The organism is Burkholderia alba (genome assembly GCF_034721475.1).
GTDB lineage: Bacteria > Pseudomonadota > Gammaproteobacteria > Burkholderiales > Burkholderiaceae > Burkholderia > Burkholderia alba.
On record NZ_JAWJWL010000010.1, the window covers coordinates 110,910 to 132,131 of the forward strand.

Below are 21,222 nucleotides of genomic sequence, written 5' to 3' on the forward strand. Positions count from 1 at the left end.
CGCGCTCGCTCGTTACTGCGCCGTGACCGGCGGGGCGGAAGGGTCGGCCGGATCGGATGCGGCGGCGGGGGCCGTCGCGAGCCGCGCGGGAAGCGCCTTGGGCTGCACGGGGGCGCCCGGGTAGAAGATCTTCTGGAGGCCCTCGACGATGACGGCGTCGCCGGCGCGCAGCCCGGTCTTGACGAGCCGTTCGCCGTCGATCAGGCGCCCGATCGTGACGTCGCGGCGCAAGGCCTTGTCGCCCGGGCCGACCACGTACACGTATTTGCGATCCTGGTCGGTCAGGATCGCCTTGTCGTCGACGAGCAGCGCGTCCTGGTCGTAGCCGCTCGTGAGCTGCACGCGGGCGTACAGGCCGGGCGTGAACGCCCGGTCGGCATTCGGCAGCTTGACCCGCGCGCGGATCGTGCCGGTGGCGGGATCAAGGCGGTTGTCGAGAAAATCCACCGTGCCCTGATGCGGGAAACCTTGCTCGTCGGCCAGCCCGATGCGCACCGGATTCGCGCCGATCGCCGGCCCCTTCGCGTTTGCGCGCTGCGCGTTGTAGCGCAGGTAGCTTTGCTCGTCGCAATCGAAATACACGTAGACGGGATCCTGCGACACCACGGTCGTCAGCAGCGTCTGGTCGGCGCGAGCGAGGTTGCCGGTCGTCACGAGCGCGCGGCCGACGCGGCCGCCGATCGGCGCGCGCACCTCCGTGAAACCCAGGTTCAGCTTGGCGTCGTCGACGGCCGCCGCCGCCGCGTGCAGGTCGGCGCTCGCCTGCGCGTCGGTCGCGCGGGCGCTGTCCAGTTCTTCTTGCGATATCGCCTTCGAGCCGATCAGCGTCTCGGCGCGCTTGAGCTGCGTTTTCGCGAGGAGGGCCGCCGCGCGGGCCCGTTCGAACTGCGCATCGGCCCGCTCCAGCGCGATCCGGTACGGCCGCTGGTCGATCACGAAGAGGACCGTGCCGAGCGCGACCTGATCGCCTTCCTTGTATGTGAGCCGCTGCAGATAGCCGCTCACGCGCGGCCGCAGCTCGACCGCGTCGACCGCATCGACCCGGCCGTTGAATTCGTCCACCAGATGGACGGAGCGTGCCGCGAGCTTCGTGACGCCCACTTCGGGCGGTGCGAAGGCCGCGGCGTCCTTCTTGTTGTCGTGACAGGCGGCAAGCGCCAGCAGAAGCGCGCCGATGGCGAACCAGCGCGGAGCGCCGCGCAGAGTGGAAGGATGCATTTGGCCTCGCCATGAATTAGACTGGCGCCCAGTGTACAAATTAAAGCTAACTTGAAGTAAAGGTAACGGAGGTGCAACAGTGCGTCTCACTGGTGAAGTTAATGACCCGCTGCTGTCGATCAGCGAGGTGGTGGCGCGCAGCGGGGTCAGTGCATCGGCGCTGCGTTTCTACGAGTCGCGCGGCCTGATCGCATCGAAGCGGAGCGGGTCGAGCCATCGCTACTACCCGCGCTCGACGCTTCGGCTGATCGCGTTCATCGTGTTCGCGCAGCGGATCGGGTATTCGCTCGACGAAATCGCCGACCAGCTGTCGAGCCTGCCGGGCAAGACGCTGGCGGCCGACGAGGACTGGCTGAGGCTGTCGCGGGACTGGAAGAAGCGGGTGGCCGACAAGATCGACGAGTTGCAGCGGCTGTACATCGATCTCGACCACTGCATCGGCTGCGGGTGCCTGTCGCTGAAACGCTGCAAGCTGACCAACCCGGACGACCGCGCGGGGCGCAACGGGCCGGGTGCGCGCCGCTGGCTGGGGGATCCGCCGCCGACGTGAGCGGACGAGCCCGCGCGTCGGGGGCGATGAGAGGGGGCGCGGCGGACGTACCGCCTGCCGCGCCCGGAAATATCCGCTGCGGGGCAGCCGTTGCGAGCGGAAGAGAGACCGCCGGCCGTCCGGCCGGAGAAGGCCGGGTGCGTTGCCGGCCGACTCGGCAACGCACCCGCCACGTTCGTCAGAGGATGCCGACGACGCTTACATGTTGAGCTGCACGACCTCCCGTTTGGCATTCTTGAGCGGGAACGCCGTGACGACCATGCCGTTTTGCCGCAGCACGATGCGGACGTTCTGGTACACGGTCTGGCGTCCGTCGGCCATGAAGCTGAAGCGGCGATAGGTGCGAACGACCTTTCCGTCGGCCGTGCGGGTCTGCGTGTACCGCGCGTTGACGTCGGTCAGAGCGGCCATGATGACGCGTGTGAGGGCGCCGGTCGAATCGACCGAGAGCGCACGCCAGTCCTGACGGTGGCCGTCCTCGCCGCCGCCTCCGCCGGGCGCCCAGATATGGCTGAGCCCGTACGGGAAGCGCTGCCGGCCGCCGCTCACGGGATCGTTCAGGTACACGATGCCGAGATTGTCGCCGGTCGCTGCGCCGTCGTGCGCGATCGCCGCGGTTCGCGCGGCAAACTCGTCGGACCGGATGCCGGCCGGCAACTCCGGCCGGGGCCGCAGGAACGTCCGCACCAGCGCGTCGAACTCACTTGTTCCGGCCAGGTAATAGCGCCCGCCCGTCTGCAACTGCGGCGGTACCGCGATCGCATCGTCCTGCCGCTTGAGCTTGCGCTTGGCCTTCGTCACGCACTCCCAGCCTTGCTCGCTGGCTTCTCGCGTGGCGTTGTTGTCCGCGCAGCTGGCCTTGACGACTTTCTTCTTGCGTTGCCGCAGGTTGGTCGGTTCGTCCGGCTTGGTGCGGCTGTCCGAGGCCTGGGCGATGCTTGCGGCGCTGCTCAGCGCATTGGCCGCGCGCTCCGGATCGGCGAGCAGCCATGCATCGAGCTGCGCGTTGCCGGTCGTCAGACGCAGCGGCGCGGCGGCGCCCGTCTCGCTGTCGGCGTGGTAGTCGTTGATGCGCTGGAGCAATCCACGCACCGTGCGCGGCGACAACTCGCCGATCGAGCGGATCGCATCGCGGTCGGCCAGCGTGCAGTCCTCGGCGCTGCCGGTGCGGCGTGCGGGCGGACGATCGTTGCAGAACTGCACGCCCATCGCGACCTCGAAGTCAGGCGCATCTTCACCTTGGATCTCGCCGGCTTCGTACACGCTCAGATCGACGTTGACGGGCTGGGTCTGCACCGGAACGAGATCGATCTGCGGATCCGGCAGCGGTCCCGGCAGCCGGGTCGAGCAGATGCTCGGCGCACCGAACAGCCGTTCCCACCACCATGCGGACAGCGACGTGACGCCCTGAATGAAGTCCTCGAAGCAGCGCTTGCTTCGATGGTGCGAGCCGGGCTCGTCGGAAAGCGGCACGGAACGTTGTTCGAGGAGCGCCACGCCCCGGTTGTCGAGCGTGCCGGAGCTGACGCTGATCGCGCTTTGGCGGAGCCCGTCGAGCCCTTCGCTGGACAACCCCGATCGAATCGGATCGGCGATTTCCCGGCCTGCGACGATACTTGCGTCGTGCACGGCGGCTTCGTTCGCCGTGACGATCACGCTGTCGGACCATTCCGATTGCGTGGTGGTCCTGGGCACGATGTAGACCGTGAACAGCAGGTATTTGACGTCCTGCGGAATCGGTCGCCACAGCAGCTTCGACGCGGTGCTTTCGGCAGTCAGCGGCGGGGTGCCGTTGCCGAAGGTCACGGCCAGCGCGGACGGCGACACGCGTGCCGAAATGGTGACGTCGCCGGCCCGCAGCGTGAAGAGACGGGCATCGCTGCCGTCGCGGGCGACCAGGACCTTGACCGATCTGACGGACGCGGCATTCCCGATGGCCGCGACGGCCAGGCTGCCCGCCGGCTTGAGTTCGCCCTTGAAGGCCGGAAACACCATCGTGTTGGCGATCTGCTCGACGATGCCGCCGTCGCCGGCAGTCTGGACAGCATCCATGAATCCGAGCGATTGGGCACGGATGGCGGAGGGCATGGCAACCAGCGCGGCGAGTACCGAAGCGGCGACAAGGCGCCGTCCCAGCCCTGGATTGAGTCGGTTGTATTCTGTCAAAACTTAGGAGCCCATATTGAGATAGAGGCATTACGATTACATTACGAACCGGCTTTGTCAATGCAAATGATTCTTATTTATTGATTTGAGTCGAAACGAATCTCTCGCTGCCGGGGGATCGTGGCTGGCGTCGCGGATTCGTTGAACAACGAAGGGAAGGCCGATGAAACGGCGTAAAAACCGGCCCATACAGAGGATCGGCGAGGGGGGGCTTAACCGGCGTGGATTCGTCGCGCGAGAACCGTCAGTCCGTCATCCGGCTAGCCATCCAGCCAATGCGCGGCGCCATCGGAAGGTTCGGGCTTCGGGGGCGCGCTACCCGATATGGGCGTGCGGCAGGCGAGGCAGATGAATCGTTATCCGAATGATTGAGCGGAAAAACAGACGGCCGCGCGAGCCGCGCGGCCGTGGTTTCGAATCAACCCTGCGAAGACAGCCCCGCTTGCCGGAACGCGTTGTCCAGATCGGCGATCAGGTCGTCTTCGTGTTCGAGTCCGATCGAGATCCGGATCAGTCCTTCCGACACGCCCGCGGCCTTGCGCGCGGCTTCCGGCACGCCGGAGTGGGTGGTCGACGCGGGATGGCAGATCAGCGACTCGGTGCCGCCCAGGCTCACCGCCGAGCGGAACAGGTGCAGCGCGTTGATGAAACGGAAGGACTCGGGACGGCCGCCCTCCAGCACGAACGCGAACGTCGAGCCGGCGCCGTGGCACTGGCGCGCATAGACCGCCTGGTAGGCGTCGTTCCGGATCAGGTCGGGGTGATAGACGTCGACCTTCTGGTGCGGGTTCGTCGCCAGCCAGTGCGCGACCCGGCGCGCCGTCCGCTCGGCCTGCTTCATCCGCAGCACGACGGTTTCCATCGAACGGGTCAGCATCCACGACGAATGCGGATCGAGCTGCGAGCCGAACGCGCCGCGGATCAGCCGGATCTTCCCGATCAGATCCTTGCGGCCCGTCACGCCGCCGCCGACGAGATCGCTGTGGCCGCCGACGTATTTCGTCAGCGAATAGACCGACAGATCGACGCCGTGTTCGCTCGGCTTCTGGAAGACCGGGCCGAGCATCGTGTTGTCGCACACCGAGATCGGACGATAGCCGTGCCGGGCTTCGAATGCGTCCAGCTCGCGGCGCATCCCGTCGAGATCGATCAGCGAGTTGGTGGGATTGGCGGGCGTCTCGACGTAGCAGATCCGCACCGGGCCCTTTTGGGCCGCCGCTTCGAGCGCCGCACCGATCGACTGCGGCGACAGCCCGTCCTCGATCGCGTGGGAGGTGACGCCCCACTCCTTGAAGATTTTCCCGATCAGGGTTTCCGTGCCGCCGTAAAGCGGCACCGATTGCACGAGCTGATCGCCCGGGCGCAGGAAAGCCAGAAATACCGCGCTGATCGCCGACATCCCGCTCGACGTGACGACCGCGGCCTCCGAGCCGTCGAGCAGCGCGAGCCGGTCTTCGACGATTTCGAGATTCGGGTGGTTGAAGCGGCTGTACACGAGCCCGGCCGCCTCGCCCTGCGGCAGCGCCTTGCGTCCCGACACGATGTCGAAGAAATCGGCCCCGTCTTCCGCCGAGCGGAACGCGAACGTCGAGGTGAGGAACACCGGCGGCTTGACCGCGCCTTCCGACAGGAACGGATCGAATCCGTACGACATCATCTGCGTCTCCGCGTGCAGCGCGTGGCCGTTGATGTCCTTCTTGTGGTAGTTGGAATACGTCATGCGATGGCTCCTTTGCCAGGGAACGGCTACCGGGGGACGGTCCGGCGGGGTGCCGGGCGGCCGTTGAACCGCTCAGTTTAGAGAAGCGGTCAGGAAATAGGCTTTCCATTTCATTCCGTTTTGACCCCAGGTTCAGCAGAATCTTCTATCCTGAGCTATTTTCATAAAAGCGAAGGCAACCCGGATGACGCTGGACGAAACAGACCTGAGGATCATGAACATCCTTCAACAAGAAGGCCGCCTCAGCAACGCGGAGCTGGCCGAGCGCGTCTCGCTGTCCGCGTCGCCTTGCTGGAAGCGCCTCAAGCGGCTGGAGGCGGCCGGCTTCATTACCGGCTACCAGGCCATCCTGGACCGGCGCGCGCTGGGTTTCAGCGTGGTCGCGTTCGTCAACATCTCGCTCGACAACCATACCGAAAAAACCTGCCGTGCGTTCGAAGCGGGGGTGATCGCGATGCCGGAAGTCGTCGCATGCCACAACACGACCGGCCAGCACGATTACCTGCTGGAGATTCTCGTGCGGGATTTCGATTCGTTCTCGAGTTTCGTGCTGAACCGGCTGCGAGCGCTGCCCGGCGTCAAGGAACTGCTCAGCACCGTGTCGATGCGCGAACTGAAGTCGACCAGCCGGCTGCCGCCGATCGACTCCCCCGCTGCGAAGTGAGCGACGGCCGTGGAGACCGCGCGGCGGGTTGGTGTTGGGACGGCTCGAGGCGGCCGATCACGTTGCCCGCCGCACCGGTTCATGAGCCTGCTTCCGGAGGCTTCGCACGGATTGCCGTCCGGCAAGATGGTGACGGGAGACGTCGACGCAGTGCCGCGATTGTCCGCCGATCCGCCTGGCGAAGACCGCCGGGCGCACGTTATAGATAGTCAAGCGGGATCAGCGCTCCGGCGTGCACGGAACCGCCCTTGATCGCCGCGCCGGTCTGTATATAGGCTGCATGGTCGAGATCCGGACATGCGTTGCCGTTGACGATCGTATGGCTGATCTTCATTGCAAGGTGTCGAAGGAATAAGAGGTAATAAGAGGTGGATGTGCGAAACGCGCTTGTGTCGTTCTAATTCGCGTCACGCTGCGTATCGCGATGAATTGTCGCGAATAACGCGTATTTTGTTATCGGATGGAAAATAATCGATTGATTTTCTAATTTCTACAAGTACGAGCTTGGCGTGGTACACGCGAAAATCAGGCACGAGGAGACGTTTGAATCAGGGGGGCGTGATGCGCCTGTTTGAGCCTGTGTCGAACGTGGATCCTGATGGGCTTTGATCCGTTCCCAGGCGCTCCGTTGGAGAGGGAGCCGTCTTCATGCGGCCATGCTCGAGCGCCATCGCGCATGATTTTCCATTCCGCGAGCCGAATCCACCGCTTGCGCTTGACCGGCGTCAATGCCGAAGCGACGGAACCTCCGATGATGCACACGGTGCGGCGGCCAGCCCGGCATGCCGCATCGGCGCGCACGGCCGAGGACGACGGTTCGACGGTCCGCATGCATGCCGTTCCACGGGAAAGGGACTTTCATGTATCAGAAAATCATGGTGGCGCTCGACGGCAGCGAGGTGTCGAAGCATGGACTGCGGGAAGCGATCCGGATCGCGGCGACGACCGGCGGTCGACTGCTCGCCGTGTCGATCGTCGACCGGTCGGCGTTGTTCAACTACGCCGGCCACTTCGATCCCGGTGCGCTGCTGGCTGCGTCGCGCGACGACGGCCGACGCGTGCTGACCGAAGCGGAGCACGACATGCGGCAGGCCGGCGTTTCCGGCGAGGCCGAGTTGATCGAAACCGATCTGCTGGGGGAGGAGATCGCGGAGCGGATCGCGCGTGCCGCGCGGCAGTTCGACGCCGATCTCGTCGTGCTGGGTACGCATGGCCGACGCGGCGTCAGACGTGCGCTGCTGGGCAGCGTGGCGGAACGCTTCCTGCGTGTCTCGGGGTGCCCGGTGCTGATGGTGCGCGGCGGCGAGCCCGCGGTCGACGCCGCCGGATGACCGTTCGATGCGATGGCGGGACCGGCCGCGGCAGGTGTGATCGGCGACCTGGCCGCGAGGCGCCTGTCATGACGAGCCGATCCGCCACGGCATGGCTCGAACCGCGGGCGTGTACTCCGTGCGCCGGCGCGTAACGGCGGCGCGGGCGAAATCGCCGTTCGACATGACCCGTACGTCGACCCCGTCGCGGACTTGACGGCCGCGATCGCGGCATGACTCGTCCCACAGTTTGGGCGCGCGCGATCCTTGCGCTGCAACATCAGTCCGTTTCCCCGCCCTGATTTCTTTCAGCGTGCATCGGTCCATTCGGTCTCGAGCGACGCTTGGCGCCACAGCGATACGTTCCACGTCAATCACGGACGAACCCCACCCAAACAAAGCACCCGCTGCCCATTGATGCTCCATCGATGGATATGAATGCGTTATCTCGCGATTATGGCGTTTTTTAGCACTCAGTATTACAAAATGTTTTTTAAATTACTGATCGCTTTCATGTATTCGCATTTAAATTTTTTACATCCAATCAAAAAAAGTTTGACGCCTGGTTTTCGTTCTTGCTACTGTTGGCTTCAAGAAATCTGACGTATTGCAAACAAAGCAATCAATATCCGTACAGTCCCCTTCCGTTCTTGTTGCGCCGCAACGGCGCCCTTGAGCGGATCTTTCCGCGACGCCGATCGCGTGGGCACGGGGGGCTCGTTGCCGTCCCGTTTTCGCTCGACAGCCGGGCGGGGAAGTCTCCCGGCCCGATAGGACTCCAGAATTATCGAAGTTGGCAGGCACGCGGTGACGACTGCGTACCCGGCTTGCATTCATGCGTGAGCACCGGTTCCGGTCGAACGCACGGCCTGTGCCGTCAGCCTGGCGAGGAGCCGGGTCGGTTCGCCTGGAAAACGCGAAATCTGCATATGTCGTACTGCTAATGATCGATGAAGAATACGGCTTGATGGAAGCGGAGGTTTCCCTCCAGGCCGAAAGAACCCGCGCACCCCGAGACGCGGCCGCCTACACAGAGCAGGCCGGGCCGGGGTGGAGAGGGACGGAGGCGCATTGTCTCGGCGCCTCCGGAACAAGGCGATGTCGATGGCATTTGATATTTAACCGAGGGGGTAACTTCAAATGAATCACGTTTCAGGCAAGACAGGGAACAGCATCCTCAAGTTGATGATCGCAACCGCCGTGGCGGGGGCGTTCGGCGCGACTACCGCGCATGCGGCGGCGGATGCGGGCTGGACGGAAACCCGCACCAAAGGCTTTCTGCCGCTGGTGCAGCTCAAGGAAAGCAGCGGCGCGTCGGCGGCCACCGCCGCCGCGACGAACTCGGCCGTCGAGATGACGGCGGGCGAAACGGTCGACGTGGTGCTGGGATTGAACCTGCGCAACGAAGCGCAACTGGATCAGTTCCTGCACGACTTGCATACGCCGGGCTCACCGCAGTACCGGCGCTTCGTCACGCCGGAGCAGTTCGCGGCCCAGTACGCGCCCACCGAGCAGCAGGTGGCCGCGGTCACCGCGCACCTGCGCAAGGCGGGCTTCGTGAATATCGTGGTGTCGCCGAACCGCCTGCTCGTCTCCGCGTCCGGCACGGCCGCCACGGTCAAGTCCGCGTTCCGCACCACGCTGAAGCGCTTCAGCAAGGATGGCCGGAGCGTCTATGCGAACACCGACGCCGCCCAGGTGCCGAGTGCGCTCGGCAGCATCGTCGGAGCGGTGCTCGGGCTGCAGAACGTCGAGGTGATGCATACGGGCGCGACCAGCCAGCCCAAGGGGAACACCAGCAATCTGACGATTCCGGCCGGCGCGTCCGCCGTGCCGCACAACCCGACGGAGTTCTCGTCGATCTACGGCGGCGGGACCACGCCGAACGCATCGCAGACCACGGTGGGGATCATTTCCGAAGGCGATCTGACGCAGACGATCGCCGACCTGAACACCTTCGCATCGAACAACGGACTGGGCACGATCAGCAGCTCGGTGGTGAAGACCGGTTCGTCGGGCAGTTCGTACACCGATACCAGCGGCATGGTCGAGTGGAATCTGGACAGCCAGTCGATCGTCGGCGCGGCCGGCGGCAGCGTGAAGAAGGTGGTGTTCTACGATGCGCCCTCGATGACGCTGTCGGCGATCACCGCAGCCTATAACAAGGCCGTCACCGACAATGTCGCGAAGGTCATCAACGTGTCGCTCGGCGTGTGCGAATCGTCCGCCAACAGCGCCGGATCGCAGGCGACCGACGACACGATCTTCAAGCAGGCCGTCGCGCAGGGGCAGACCTTCTCGGTGTCGGCGGGCGATCACGGCGCGTACGAGTGCGCGAGCGGCAAGCCGTCCGGTTCGACCTATACGGTCAGCGAGCCGGCAACGTCGCCGTACGTGATCGCGGTCGGCGGCACGACGCTGTTCACCAACACGGCGACCAACGCGTACAACAGCGAGATCGTGTGGAACGATCCGAGCTGGCAGTCCGGGACGGTGTGGTCGACGGGCGGCGGGTTCAGCAAATACGAGCGCGCGCCGTCGTGGCAGTCGTCCAGCGTGACCGGGTCGAGCTACCGGGCGCTGCCGGACGTCGGCTTCGACGCCGACATCCGGACGGGGGCGATCCTGGTTGTCTCCGGCAAGACGACGGACACGCTGTGGGGCTCGGGCTATCTGAACAACGAAGGCGGCACGAGCCTCGCGGCACCGATCTTCACGGGGATCTGGGCCCGGTTGCAGTCGGCGAACAACAACGCCCTCGGCTTCCCGGCGACGAGCATCTACAAGTATTTCCCGTCGAACGCGGCGCTGATCCACGACGTCACGTCCGGCAACAACGGCAGCGGCGGATACGGATACGCCGCCAAGACGGGCTGGGATGCGACTACCGGTTTCGGCAGTGTCGATATCTCCAAGCTGAATACGTTCATCCAGAGCACGTCGGATTTTGCCCGTTGAGGATCTGAGCGCTGCGGCTTGACCGGGCGGGCCGGGTCGGGAGGCATTCCGGCCCGGCCCGCTGTCTTTCCGCGGGCTGGGCCCCGGGTATCGCCGGGCGGCTGGAGCGTCCGCGGAAAATACGCGACATGGATTACGCGATGTTCGCGCCGGAAACGGGTGTCCCGCCGCTCCGAGTGTTTGCGCGTGAGCCCGGACGGAAAGCCGGACTCGGAACGGACGCGCAGGTTGGCGCCGCAGGAATCGTCGCAGCGCCTGGAACCGGCAATCGTTGCCGGTGCATCGACTTTCACTTGGCATCCGGTAGCGGCGCTGCCGTTCAGCCAGCGTGTCCCGTGTCGAGCGCGCCCATGCCCCCTCTCCCTCGCCCCGCACAATGGCCTTAAACGAGCCGATACGGGATTGAATTGCCGTATATCATGAAGCCCGCCTGATCCGGCCGCTTCCCGGCGGCGTCGTGTGCCGCACGACGCTCAGAATAACAATCCAACGAGTCCGTCCATGCCGAAAAATCTCAAGAAAGCTGCATTAACGATCGCCGTTTCGCTTGTTTCCATTCACGTTTGCGCCGCCCCCCTGGATGGGTCGATTCCCAAGCTGGGTAACATGCTGGAGGGCACGAATCAAAGGAGCGTGACGGACGGGAACAACGGCCAGTCCGGCGGCGAGGACCGGAATCGCGAGGATCTGTCGATTCGTGTCGTGGATGCCGGCGGCACGGTGGCCGGCGCGGCCTGCACCCTGTCCAACGCGAAGGGCGACTGGTCGATCACCGCGCCGGACACGGTGACGGTCCGCCGCTCGGATTCCGATCTGAAGATCCGCTGCGAGAAGCCGGGCTATGATCCGACCGAAACGACCGTCAAGGCGTCGACCACGCAGATCATGCCGAAACATTTCCGCTTCAGCGCGGACCCGAGCGACGACGCGATGATCACCGTGCCGTACTACGATCCGGCGATCACGGTCACGCTGAACGCGAAGGTCGCCGCGCAATAGCCGCGTCGGGCGTCGAGCCGGCGGCGCGGCAACCGCCGTCTCGGTTGCGCGGTCCGGCTCGCGGCGCGCGCGATGAACCGCCGCCTTGCGGCCGCGGCGAACGTCCAGCGGATTGCTGCGCGATGCACGATGCAACCCGCCGCGCCGACTTTCCGTCTGCGTCGGGACGAACAGGAGAAGACATGCTCGATGGCAAAACCCTGCTGATCACCGGGGTCGGTTCCGGAATCGGAGAGGAAACCGCGCGGCTTGCGAAATCGCTGGGCGCCATCGTGATCGGTGTCGACGTCAATCCGCCGAAGGTGGCGGTCGATCGATTCCTGAGCGCCGATCTCGGCGACAAGGCGGCGATCGATCATCTGCTGAACGCGCTGCCGCAAGCGATCCACGGACTCGCGAACATCGCGGGATTGCCGCCGACCCGGCCGGCCGACGCGGTGGTGAAGGTGAACCTGGTCGGGTTGAAGTACCTGACGCTCGGCGTCCTGCCGAAACTGGCCGACGGTGCGGCGATCGTCAATCTCGCTTCGCTCGCGGGCCTCGGGTGGCCGGAGGCGGTGGCGACGATCAAGGCGGCGGAGGCGCTCGACTTCGACGGCGTGGCCGCATTCAATGCGCGGCACGGCATCGACCAGACACGCAGCTATTTCTTCGCGAAGGAAGCGCTGATCGCGTGGACCATCCAGAACCGCTGGACCTGGCGCGATCGCGGCATCCGGATGAACGCCGTCAGCCCGGGACCGGTCGACACGCCGATTCTCAAGGACTTCGTGCAGACCCTCGGTGCGCGGGTGGAAGAGGACATGAAGACGATGGACCGGCCGGGACATGCGACGGATATCGCGCCGGTCGTGGCATTTCTGCTGAGCGACGGTTCGCGTTGGCTGCGCGGCGCGAATATCGCGGCGGACGGCGGGATGTTCGCGCACATCCAGGCGCAGCAATACGGACTGTGAAGGTGCGACCGGGGCTGAAGCCGCTTGCGTTCGGGGGGCCGGCCGGGTTGCCTCGTAGTCAGCCGTCACGGCGCGACAGGCGGGTCTGCGACCCGCGGTAGTCATCGGACGGTCGACGGCCGCTGCTCACGCGAGACTTCCCGGGGCGCATGCCGTCGCGCCATCGCATGAAGCCACGGCGCTTGTCCGACTGCTCCGCACGGCTCGATACGGAGCAAGCCGCGCCCGGCGCCTCTCCTTGATCATTGCGTGTTCGGGCTCATCGCGGACCATCCGGAATTGCCTCACCATGCCTCGTTCAGCCTCGCGCACTCGCCGAACACGCGTGCCTCTGACCTCGTAGCGGAATGACCGCTGCCGCACGCGTATCCATTTCCCGGGACAGCCGTTCCCCTCTCGATGCATCCTTCTCCGGCCCGCTCATGCGAACCATTCCGCTCGCCACCGGCGTCGCTCCGTTGACCTTGCTCGACATCGATCAGGTGCCTCGACCGCTCGTGATGATCGAGGCGTCGGTTGCCGGGTCAACCTCGCAGCGTCAGACGCACCGACACCGCCAGGCGCAACTGATTGGCACGCTCGACGGCGTGATCCGATGCGGCGTGGAGCGCGGCCTGATCGGCGCCGCATGTTGCTGCGTGCTCGTGGAGCCGGACGCGTCCCCGGCGCTACCCGGGCAGTGCTGCACGCTGGCCGTTTCGCCGCTGCTGCGCGAGTTGTTGCTGAAAGCGGCCGGTTTTCCCTGTCTGTCCGACCTGGATGGTCCCGAAGGGCGGCTCGCTGCCACCTTGCTGGACGAACTGGCCGCTACGCCGGTCGAGGATCTGTCTTGTCGATGCCGGACGACCGGCGCTTGCGGGACCTGGCCGGCATGTCGCTCGCCGATCCCGCCGACCACACACGCTTGCCCGAATTCGCCAGGCGGATCGGCCGGCGCGAGCGCAGCCTGAGGCGGCTCGTGCAGCAGGAGGTCGGGATGAGTGTCGGCGACTGGCGCCGCCAGTGGCACGTGATCCTCGCGCTGCAGAAACGCGTGGCGGGCGACAGCGTGCAGAACATCGCGATCGATCTCGGCTACGAAAGCGCCAGCAGCTTCATCGCGATGTTTCGCAAGACGACCGGCAAATCGCCGATGCGTTATCTGAAGGCGCGTCACGGCTGAGCGGTCACGCACGCAGCCGCAAGCACCGAGTTTGGCCGGATCGATCAAGAGAATGGCCGGATTGCCGAATGACGCGCGGGATCCCGATATCTAGAATGAGAATCGTTATCACTTGGGAGGCCGTCATGGATATCGACAGCAAGGATTTTCCGTTCGTCTGGTTGCGTTACACGTCCGGGGAGGGCGCGGCGCATGTGTTTGACCATCTTGATACGCTGCTTGCGAGAGGCGATCGGTTCGTGCTCTTGACCGACGATGCCCCGGCCGGCGACGACTCGTCCCACGACGATGCCGAGGGCCGTAAGCAGGCGGTGTTGTGGGCCAAGAAAAACCGTCCGAAATCGCGCGAGCAGATCGGTGCGATGATCGCGATCGAATCGGACGCGGACAAACGGACGGTACTGGAAGCATTTTCCGACCCGTTCGAGAAAGTCTGGGGCTATCCGCTGCTCGTGGAGACGACGCGCGACGATGCATTGGCCACTGCGCGATCGCTGCTGTCGACGCCGTATCCCGCATCGGCATGAGCGGTCCCGCGCGGAGCAGCCCTCTCGCACCGCGCGGGTTGATTGCGCGTGTCCGCCGAATGCGACACACCGGTGATCGCGTTCGGCAACGCCGCACCAGGCAGCCATAAGATTTTCTTTATCCTGCGAAAAAATATCCTCGTTTGTCAGCGCCCCGGGAACAGCGGATAGTGCTGCTCGGTGGGCGTGCTGTCCAATCTGCGCCGTCAGCGCATGCCGATCCGTCCGATAGAAATCATTTGGCATTGCATCCCCCGAGCCGGACATCCGTCGCCTGCCGGCGCCGCGTGTTCCGGGATGCGGCGTCATGAGCCGCTCGCGGAATCCAGGACAAAGCCGCGCGGCTCCCGCACCACCGAAATCGAACAACCGACCGACACCGAAGGACACCCAGGATATGAAGTTGAACGTCAGCACCGTGATCGCGGCCATCGCCGTGTCGATCAGCGCCATCCCGTGCGCCGCCCAGGCGGCCGACGCCCGCCAGGACGGAATCAGAAGCGAAGTGGATCGCGAGATACGGCCGCTCATGGAGAAGTACCGGATTCCGGGTGTCGCGGTCGGCATCGTGGCGGACGGGCAGCCCTATGTCTTCAATTACGGCGTGGCGTCGACGGATACCGGCAAGGCCGTCACGCGCGACACGATGTTCGAACTGGGATCCGTCAGCAAGACCTTGACGGCGACGCTCGCGACCTACGCGCAGCGCGGCGGTTATCTGTCGCTGTCGGACCAGACGGGCAAGTATCTGCCTTCGCTGCAAGACAGCAGCTTCGGCCACGTCAGCCTGATGAATCTGGGCACGCATACGCCGGGCGGGCTGCCGCTGCAGGTGCCGGACGACATCCGCAACGACGAGCAACTGATCCGGTATTTCCAGGCGTGGCGCCCCGCCTATGCACCGGGGACCTACCGGACCTATGCCAATCCCAGCATCGGCATGCTCGGTCTGATCGCCGCTAAGAGCATGGGGCAGGACTTCACCGCGCTGATGCAGGGGCAGTTGCTTCCCGCGCTCGGCATGACCGGCAGCTACATCGACGTTCCCGAGACCCGCATGGCCGATTATGCGCAGGGCTACACGACGGAAGGCGCGCCGATCCGGATGAAGCCGGGCATGCTGTTCGCCGAAGCCTACGGGTTCAAGGCGACGGCGACCGACATGATTCGCTTCGTGCAGGCCAACATGCAACTGATCAAGCTGGATGGGAAGCTCCAGGACGCCGTCACGGATACGCATACCGGCTACTTCAAGGCGGGACCGATGACGCAGGATCTGATCTGGGAACAGTACCCGTATCCGGTCTCGTTGAAGTCGCTGCTGAAAGGGAACGGAGCGTCGATGATCTTCGACCCGACGCCGGTCAGCGCGATCACGCCGCCGCAGCCGCCCCGGCAGGACGTGTGGATCAACAAGACAGGGTCCACCAACGGCTTCGGCTCCTATGTCGCGTTCATCCCCGAAAAGCGGCTCGGGATCGTCATCCTGGCCAACAAGAATTTTCCGATCGACGACCGTGTGAAGGCCGCTTATCGGATTCTCACGACGCTGGACAACAAGCCTGATCAATAAGAAGGGGGACGCGATGAATCGGATCCGATGGTGCCTGCCGATTCTGGCGGCCCTGTCCTGCGCGCAGCCGGCCCTCGCGGCCGGAAAAGCGCCCGACGCCAAGGACACCGTGGTCCTGCAGCGCGTCGCCGTGCCGGGAACCGGGCACGAGATGGGCATGGGGATCGCCGAATTTCCGCCGAACGCGGCCAAGCCGCGCCACAAGGCCAGCGGCCCCGAGGCTTGCTACGTGCTCGAGGGCGAGGTGACGGTGCGGCTGGAAGGCGAGCCGCCGCGCGTCTTTCATGCGGGCGAGACGTTCCAATTGCCCGCCGGCGTGGTTCACGTGACGACGGCCGGCCCCGCCGGTGCAAAAGTCCTGGCGAGCTGGGTGCGCGTGCCGGGCAAGCCGTTCAACGTAGCGGTACCCGATTGACGCGAAGCGCGGCGGCATGGCTGCGCGGGGGCCGCCGCCGGCCGGGTCAGTGGGTGACCAGGGACTCCACCCACGTGTGGGTTCCCATGTTGCCGGTGCCGGCGCTCATCCAGTCATAGTCGCCGTATCCCGCCCCTTCGCCGGGCCATGGATTCATGAAGTACATCATCTGTCCGTTGTCGTCATATCCGTCCACGACCAGGAAATGTCCGCCGCCGTTCGGCCATTGCCAGAGAATGACGACGGGGTTGCCTTGCCGGATGGCGGAGGTGACGGCCTGATAGGACAGCGGTTCGTCGTAGTAGGTCGAGTTGCGCCGGCCCAGCGACCACAGGATTCCGGAAATTCCCGTGGTGCCGCTCAGGTAGTTCGGCGAATTCACCGCGTCGTTCCAGTCGAAGCTGCTGTTGTTGCACGCGTAGCCGACGCCGCTGACCCAGTTCGCGATCGCGCACTGCGACGTGGAGATGTTGCGATAGGTGAGCACCGCGTCGGCGTCGGCGGCCCAGCACCATTCGCTGTGATCCTGCTGCACGATCGGCACGTTGAGTTGCTGAGCGCCGCTCATCGCGGCGATCGGCAGCGCGAGCCCGAGCAAGGCAACGCTGCGGCGGACGAGCGAGAGGGCTTTCATTGCGGCGTCTCCTGGTGCATGAAGCGGGGCGAGAGCATGCCGCGCCGCACGCTGGCGCGCAACGCCGGCATCAACTGGGATTCCGGGCGCGGCTGCAGGTTGGGCGCGGCCGTTCGCGTGTCGCCGGACGTCTGGCGCAGCGCCTCGCGCACGGTATCGAGCGCGAGATACGAGGGGGCGGCCGGCGTGTCGGCGGCGGAAGGCGCGACTTCGATGAAATCGGCGACAGCTTGCTGGCTGCGCAGGAAACGCAGTTGAACCGGGGGCGTCCGGCCGGCATAGCGCGACACGACCGGCATGATGTCGCGCGCCAGTTCGCTGGCGCCGGCGGACACCATCCGCCAGCGGCTGCGCACTTGCGCGACGGTGATCAATCCGACCGGCTGGCTGTCCAGCATCACGACGAAGCGCCACTCGCCGCTCGGGTGTGCGCTGGCCGCGAGGCTGCCGCCGCTCAGAAGCGCCTGGGGATCCAGCAGATTGACCTGGAATCCGTAGCCGATCGAAGCGCGGCGCAAATCCGTGTAGTGGTTCACCGCCATGATGCGCGGCGCGTTGCCGGACGGCGGAAGCGCGGCGAGGCGCTGGACGAGGGTGATCAACCCCTGCTCAGCGGCCGCGCGAGGCGCCGTATCCTCGTTCGATACGGCGCTGCTGGAAACCGGTTGCGCGACGGCCAGCACATGCTGGCCGAAGAGGGCGGCGCTCGTCAGGGCAGCGGCTTGCAGCAAGGCACGGCATGCTCGGCGTGTTCGCATGGCAGATCCTCGGAGGCGGGGAGACGACGCGCGGCTTCGGCGCGTGATCGGGCAAGGTCGGTGCACCCATGTGTCGTGCGGGCGATCGTCCGGCCTGACGCGTCGCATGACGGGTGATGTTGGTTATATGGGGTTTTGAGAGGAAGTAAACCTATTAAAAATAGGAGGGTGGCGGGTGGCTGCCCGGACGTCGAAGCCTGATCGGACCGCCGCTTGGACCATCTCATTCCCCGGACAGGGCGTTGTATGCGGCTGGCTTGCGTCGCGCCGGAGAAATTGAATAGTGCCGGCATCCGGATCGCTCGCGAAATCGTCTCGAGCGTGGGGCGCTCGACGATACCGCGGCGTCACCACAGGAGGCCCAGCATCGCCGCCTTGACCGCCGCCTCGGTCTTGTTCATCGCATTGAGCTTGCGCATCGTGTTGACCAGATGAAATTTGACCGTCCGTTCGTCGACCGACATGATCATGCCGATCTCCACGTAGGTCTTTCCCGACGCCGACCATTTCAGGGCCTCGCGTTCGCGGCCTGTCAGTTCGACCGCGTATTCGGGCGCAAGCCGTGTAGCGAAATCCGCGCGCATTGCGCCGCTGACCGCGTCGACGAGCCATAGCATCCGGTATTCCTTGGATACGAGCTCCCGCCGGTCGATCGGCTCGCCCGAGCGCACCATGGTGACCAATCCGACCGGTCCGTTGCGGCACAGTGTCGGCATGCTCCAGCCGTAACGCAGCCCGTGGTGAGCCGCTTCCTCCCAGAACTCGGGGCTTTGCGTCTGGCCGTTCGTTCGCCAGACCAGCGGCATCGATTGAGTCAGGCCGTGCCGGACCGTGGGGTCGATCGCGAAATAGTTGGAACTGACATATCGGGTTTCCCAGGCGTCCGGGTAGTTGGACTGAAGCGTAAATCGCGGGTTGCTGATCGGAAATGGGACACAAGTGCCGAATGAGCAGTATTCGAAACCCAACTCCCTGACCGCAAACGATAATTCCCGAAAAATATCGGCTTCGGATTGCGCCGCAGCAAATAAGTCCAGATACGTCTCTCTCCACATTTGCATGATGGCACCTGCGTTAAATACTTTCAAAAACAGCAATTCATGTCGGAAATGATGCTGATTAAGTAAATAAAACCGGGTATCGCGGAGCGAAACGAAAATATCGAAACGAATCTGCGGCGAAGCACGCCGGCGCGCTCCGTGGCGGCATGCCGTCGATCGAGGTTACCGTAGCCGCCGGGGCAAGGAAAACACGGAATATCCAGACTGGAAGCGGTTGAAGATCGACGCGCCGGCACTGGCGAAGCGATCATGTTTCATCCATGTGATCCGCATGTCACACATCGTAATTCTTCAGTGTTTCCGACTGCCGTGCGTGAACACGCTCGAGTATCGAGGTTTTCAATTCAATTAATTACAATAGTCTTTCGATATAGATGTTATTGCAGAAATTTTATCATGTTGGCATCGGTGGCCAGATAAAGAAATTTCGTAAATGAAGCAGCCGGAAGGCTTGGATTGCGACATCGTCATGCCCTGTCCATACGGGCAGCTAGATGAATGACCAGGTATTGGCTTGAATTGCGGAACCGAATTCAGGGAGCCGTCGCGATGCTGCGCTTTTTATCAGGGAATGGCGCCGAACTGAGCCGGGAGATGCTGCTGCGGCTCAAGCAATACCGGTACGCGGTATTCATCGAGAAACTCGGGTGGTCTCTGCCTGTCGCCGGCGGTCTGGAGTCCGACGAGTTCGACCATGCCGACACGCTCTACGTGGTCGCCCTCAGTCAACGCGGCGACGTGACCGGGTGCGGCCGCTTGTTGCCGACCAGCGGACCTTATCTGCTCGGTTCCGTGTTTCCCGGACTGATGGGCAACGCGGCGCTGCCCGGCGCGTCCGACGTGTGGGAGTTGTCGCGCTTCGCGATCAGCACGCCCGACGACGAATCCCTGACTGCCGAGCAAGCGTGGGACAACACGCGAGGCCTGATGGCGGAAATCGTGCGCGTGGCGCAGAGGCATGGAGCTCAGCGGTTGATTGCCTTTTCGGTGCTGGGTAACGAGCGGCTGCTGCGGCGCATGGGCGTGAGCGTCCGGCGGGCCGCGCCGCCTCAACTGATCGACGGCAAACCGACCGTGCCGTTCTGGGTCGCCATCGACGAGCGCACACTCGACGCGCTCGATCTCGAGGCGGCCCCGTGCCGCCGCGAGGCTGCTGGCCCCGGCCTGCCGGCCGGCGTCGATTGCGGCATGACAGCGGCCTGAGCCTTCATCCGGCCGGCGCCATGCCGTTGTTCCGATGGCGTATCCGGGCGGGCAGGGCAATCGAGAGGCTGTCGACGCGCTTCGCTGCGGCCGGACAGCCGAGGCCTCCGAGGGCCCTCCCGCGAGCCTCGCGCGCCGGATCGATATTGCGCGGCCTATTCGCCGGACAGTTCCAGCACTCGCCGACGGCGCCAGCGCAGGCGGATCGCGGCGACTGCGATTGCCGCGCCCGTGAACATGATGGCCACGAAGTGCCACATGTTGCGGTCGGCGAAGCTGGCCAGCAGACTGCTGAGCGTGGCGCACGACACCATGGCCGTGGCGAACATGGCCATTTTGGCGCCGGCCGGCTCGGTGCTTCCGTCGATGGCCATGCGTTGAAAGATCGCGAACGTCAGGCCGTTCCCCACGTTGTAGACGAATACGCCTGCGAGCAGCGGCCACACCGATTCGGCGATCCATCCGGACAGCATGAGCAGCAGGCCGCCCGCGAGCGCGATCGCAATGCCGGCGCGCACGAAGACTTCCTTTCGCACGGTCGACGCCTGTCCGCTCACCACGGCCGCGCCGATCATGAAGCCGGCGAACAGCACGAGCTGGGTCAACCCGTAGCGTACCGGGCTGTAGCCTTGCACCTCGAGCAGCAGATGCGGGCTGGATACGATCCACGCGAGCGTGCCGCCGAACAGGATCGATGCGGACACCGTATTCACCATGAAGGCCGGATTGCCGAGCAGGCGGCCGTAACGCGCGATCACATCGCTCATTCGCAGCGAGGTGCGACGCGCTGCCGGATGGCTTTCCGGCACGCGCCACGCGATCAGCAGCACGACGATCGCGGCCGCCGCGCCGATCAGCCCGAAGATCGGCCGCCAGGCCCACCACTCGACGATGATGCCGCCGAGAGTGGGGCCGAAGGCCGGCGCCAGCACGGTGAGAAAGCTCATCCAGCCGAGCGTCTTGACGGCTGCCGTCTCGTCCATCATTTCGTGGATCGTCGCATAGCCGCATACGGCGACGGCGGATACGGTCGCGCCCTGCAGGAAACGCGCGGTCAGGAAAAGCGCGATATCGCTGGTCGTGGCGCAGACGAACGAACTCGCGCAGAACAGCACGCCCCAGACCAGCAGCACCGGCTTGCGTCCGAAGCGATCGGATACCGGGCCCAGCAACAGGTTGAACACGGCGCCGCCGAGGAACCACAGTGTCAGCGTCTGCTGGGCCAAGTTGGTACCGGCCGACAGATCGCCGCGCATGGCCGGCAGCGCGGGCAGGAACATGTCGTTGGACAGGTACACGGCCAGTTCGAACAAGGCCAGCAGGACGGGCGCCCAGGTCATGGCGGAGC

At 64.8% G+C, this 21,222-nt stretch carries 20 protein-coding genes; 12 read left to right on the forward strand and 8 right to left on the reverse strand.

The features are described 5' to 3' along the window. Positions 1 to 12: 12 nt before the first annotated feature. Positions 13 to 1,218: an efflux RND transporter periplasmic adaptor subunit gene (locus tag RZR99_RS13590; RefSeq protein WP_323120295.1), complete on the reverse strand. Its 1,206-nt coding sequence runs from the start codon at positions 1,216 to 1,218 to the stop codon at positions 13 to 15. 79 nt (positions 1,219 to 1,297) lie between these two features. Here RZR99_RS13590 and soxR point away from each other — a divergent pair, with 79 nt between their 5' ends. Next, positions 1,298 to 1,768: a redox-sensitive transcriptional activator SoxR gene (soxR, locus tag RZR99_RS13595; protein ID WP_323120296.1), complete on the forward strand. Its 471-nt coding sequence runs from the start codon at positions 1,298 to 1,300 to the stop codon at positions 1,766 to 1,768. Between the two features lie 198 nt (positions 1,769 to 1,966). Here the strand turns inward: soxR and RZR99_RS13600 are convergent, their stop codons facing one another. Together RZR99_RS13600 and RZR99_RS13605 are read right to left on the reverse strand one after the other, a co-directional pair. Further along, a complete protein-coding gene (locus RZR99_RS13600; RefSeq protein WP_323120297.1) occupies positions 1,967 to 3,820 on the reverse strand; it encodes a hypothetical protein in 1,854 nt (617 codons plus the stop codon). A gap of 532 nt (positions 3,821 to 4,352) precedes the next feature. Beyond that, entirely contained in the window at positions 4,353 to 5,654 is a 1,302-nt protein-coding gene (locus RZR99_RS13605) for a cystathionine gamma-synthase family protein (RefSeq protein WP_323120298.1), read from the reverse strand. A gap of 184 nt (positions 5,655 to 5,838) precedes the next feature. Here RZR99_RS13605 and RZR99_RS13610 point away from each other — a divergent pair, with 184 nt between their 5' ends. Beyond that, positions 5,839 to 6,318, forward strand: a complete 480-nt coding sequence (locus RZR99_RS13610) for an Lrp/AsnC family transcriptional regulator (RefSeq protein WP_323120299.1) — start codon at positions 5,839 to 5,841, stop codon at positions 6,316 to 6,318. Positions 6,319 to 6,517: 199 nt separating this feature from the next. Here the strand turns inward: RZR99_RS13610 and RZR99_RS13615 are convergent, their stop codons facing one another. Beyond that, entirely contained in the window at positions 6,518 to 6,652 is a 135-nt protein-coding gene (locus RZR99_RS13615; protein WP_323120300.1) for a hypothetical protein, read from the reverse strand. Positions 6,653 to 7,178: 526 nt separating this feature from the next. On the opposite strand from RZR99_RS13615, the gene RZR99_RS13620 reads away from it, so the two are divergent. The 9 genes from RZR99_RS13620 (at position 7,179) to RZR99_RS13660 (ending at position 16,218) form a co-directional block, all read left to right on the forward strand. Continuing rightward, entirely contained in the window at positions 7,179 to 7,649 is a 471-nt protein-coding gene (locus RZR99_RS13620; protein ID WP_323120301.1) for a universal stress protein, read from the forward strand. A gap of 1,119 nt (positions 7,650 to 8,768) precedes the next feature. Next, positions 8,769 to 10,586 (forward strand): S53 family peptidase, encoded by a 1,818-nt coding sequence (locus tag RZR99_RS13625; RefSeq protein ID WP_323120302.1) that lies wholly within the window; start codon positions 8,769 to 8,771, stop codon positions 10,584 to 10,586. Positions 10,587 to 11,045: 459 nt separating this feature from the next. Next, positions 11,046 to 11,585 (forward strand): hypothetical protein, encoded by a 540-nt coding sequence (locus tag RZR99_RS13630; RefSeq protein WP_323120303.1) that lies wholly within the window; start codon positions 11,046 to 11,048, stop codon positions 11,583 to 11,585. Positions 11,586 to 11,767: 182 nt separating this feature from the next. After that, entirely contained in the window at positions 11,768 to 12,541 is a 774-nt protein-coding gene (locus RZR99_RS13635) for a coniferyl-alcohol dehydrogenase (RefSeq protein ID WP_323120304.1), read from the forward strand. A gap of 422 nt (positions 12,542 to 12,963) precedes the next feature. After that, positions 12,964 to 13,491, forward strand: coding sequence for a cupin domain-containing protein (locus RZR99_RS13640; RefSeq protein ID WP_323120305.1), 528 nt, complete (start codon positions 12,964 to 12,966; stop codon positions 13,489 to 13,491). Positions 13,492 to 13,517: 26 nt separating this feature from the next. Next, a complete protein-coding gene (locus RZR99_RS13645; protein ID WP_323120306.1) occupies positions 13,518 to 13,703 on the forward strand; it encodes a helix-turn-helix domain-containing protein in 186 nt (61 codons plus the stop codon). A 125-nt stretch (positions 13,704 to 13,828) separates the two neighbouring features. After that, a complete protein-coding gene (locus tag RZR99_RS13650) occupies positions 13,829 to 14,230 on the forward strand; it encodes an ATP--cob(I)alamin adenosyltransferase (RefSeq protein ID WP_323120307.1) in 402 nt (133 codons plus the stop codon). A gap of 397 nt (positions 14,231 to 14,627) precedes the next feature. Then, positions 14,628 to 15,803 carry a class C beta-lactamase gene (ampC, locus tag RZR99_RS13655; RefSeq protein ID WP_323120308.1) on the forward strand — a complete coding sequence of 392 codons (1,176 nt, stop codon included), beginning with the start codon at positions 14,628 to 14,630 and terminating at the stop codon, positions 15,801 to 15,803. A gap of 13 nt (positions 15,804 to 15,816) precedes the next feature. Continuing rightward, positions 15,817 to 16,218 (forward strand): cupin domain-containing protein, encoded by a 402-nt coding sequence (locus RZR99_RS13660; protein ID WP_323120309.1) that lies wholly within the window; start codon positions 15,817 to 15,819, stop codon positions 16,216 to 16,218. Positions 16,219 to 16,264: 46 nt separating this feature from the next. Here the strand turns inward: RZR99_RS13660 and RZR99_RS13665 are convergent, their stop codons facing one another. The 3 genes from RZR99_RS13665 to RZR99_RS13675 form a co-directional block, all read right to left on the reverse strand. Continuing rightward, positions 16,265 to 16,852 carry a C39 family peptidase gene (locus RZR99_RS13665; RefSeq protein ID WP_323120310.1) on the reverse strand — a complete coding sequence of 196 codons (588 nt, stop codon included), beginning with the start codon at positions 16,850 to 16,852 and terminating at the stop codon, positions 16,265 to 16,267. Beyond that, the gene (locus RZR99_RS13670) at positions 16,849 to 17,610 is read right to left on the reverse strand and encodes a hypothetical protein (RefSeq protein WP_323120311.1); all 762 of its coding nucleotides are present in this window, start codon (positions 17,608 to 17,610) and stop codon (positions 16,849 to 16,851) included. Before RZR99_RS13670 ends, RZR99_RS13665 begins: the two co-directional genes overlap by 4 nt. Positions 17,611 to 17,957: 347 nt before the next feature. Then, positions 17,958 to 18,671, reverse strand: a complete 714-nt coding sequence (locus RZR99_RS13675) for an autoinducer binding domain-containing protein (RefSeq protein ID WP_323120312.1) — start codon at positions 18,669 to 18,671, stop codon at positions 17,958 to 17,960. A 549-nt stretch (positions 18,672 to 19,220) separates the two neighbouring features. Between RZR99_RS13675 and RZR99_RS13680 the strand changes: the two genes are divergently transcribed. After that, positions 19,221 to 19,874: an acyl-homoserine-lactone synthase gene (locus tag RZR99_RS13680; protein ID WP_323120313.1), complete on the forward strand. Its 654-nt coding sequence runs from the start codon at positions 19,221 to 19,223 to the stop codon at positions 19,872 to 19,874. A 155-nt stretch (positions 19,875 to 20,029) separates the two neighbouring features. Here RZR99_RS13680 and RZR99_RS13685 read toward each other — a convergent pair whose 3' ends face one another. Then, positions 20,030 to 21,214 (reverse strand): Bcr/CflA family efflux MFS transporter, encoded by a 1,185-nt coding sequence (locus tag RZR99_RS13685; RefSeq protein ID WP_323120314.1) that lies wholly within the window; start codon positions 21,212 to 21,214, stop codon positions 20,030 to 20,032. Between the last annotated feature and the right edge of the window lie 8 nt (positions 21,215 to 21,222).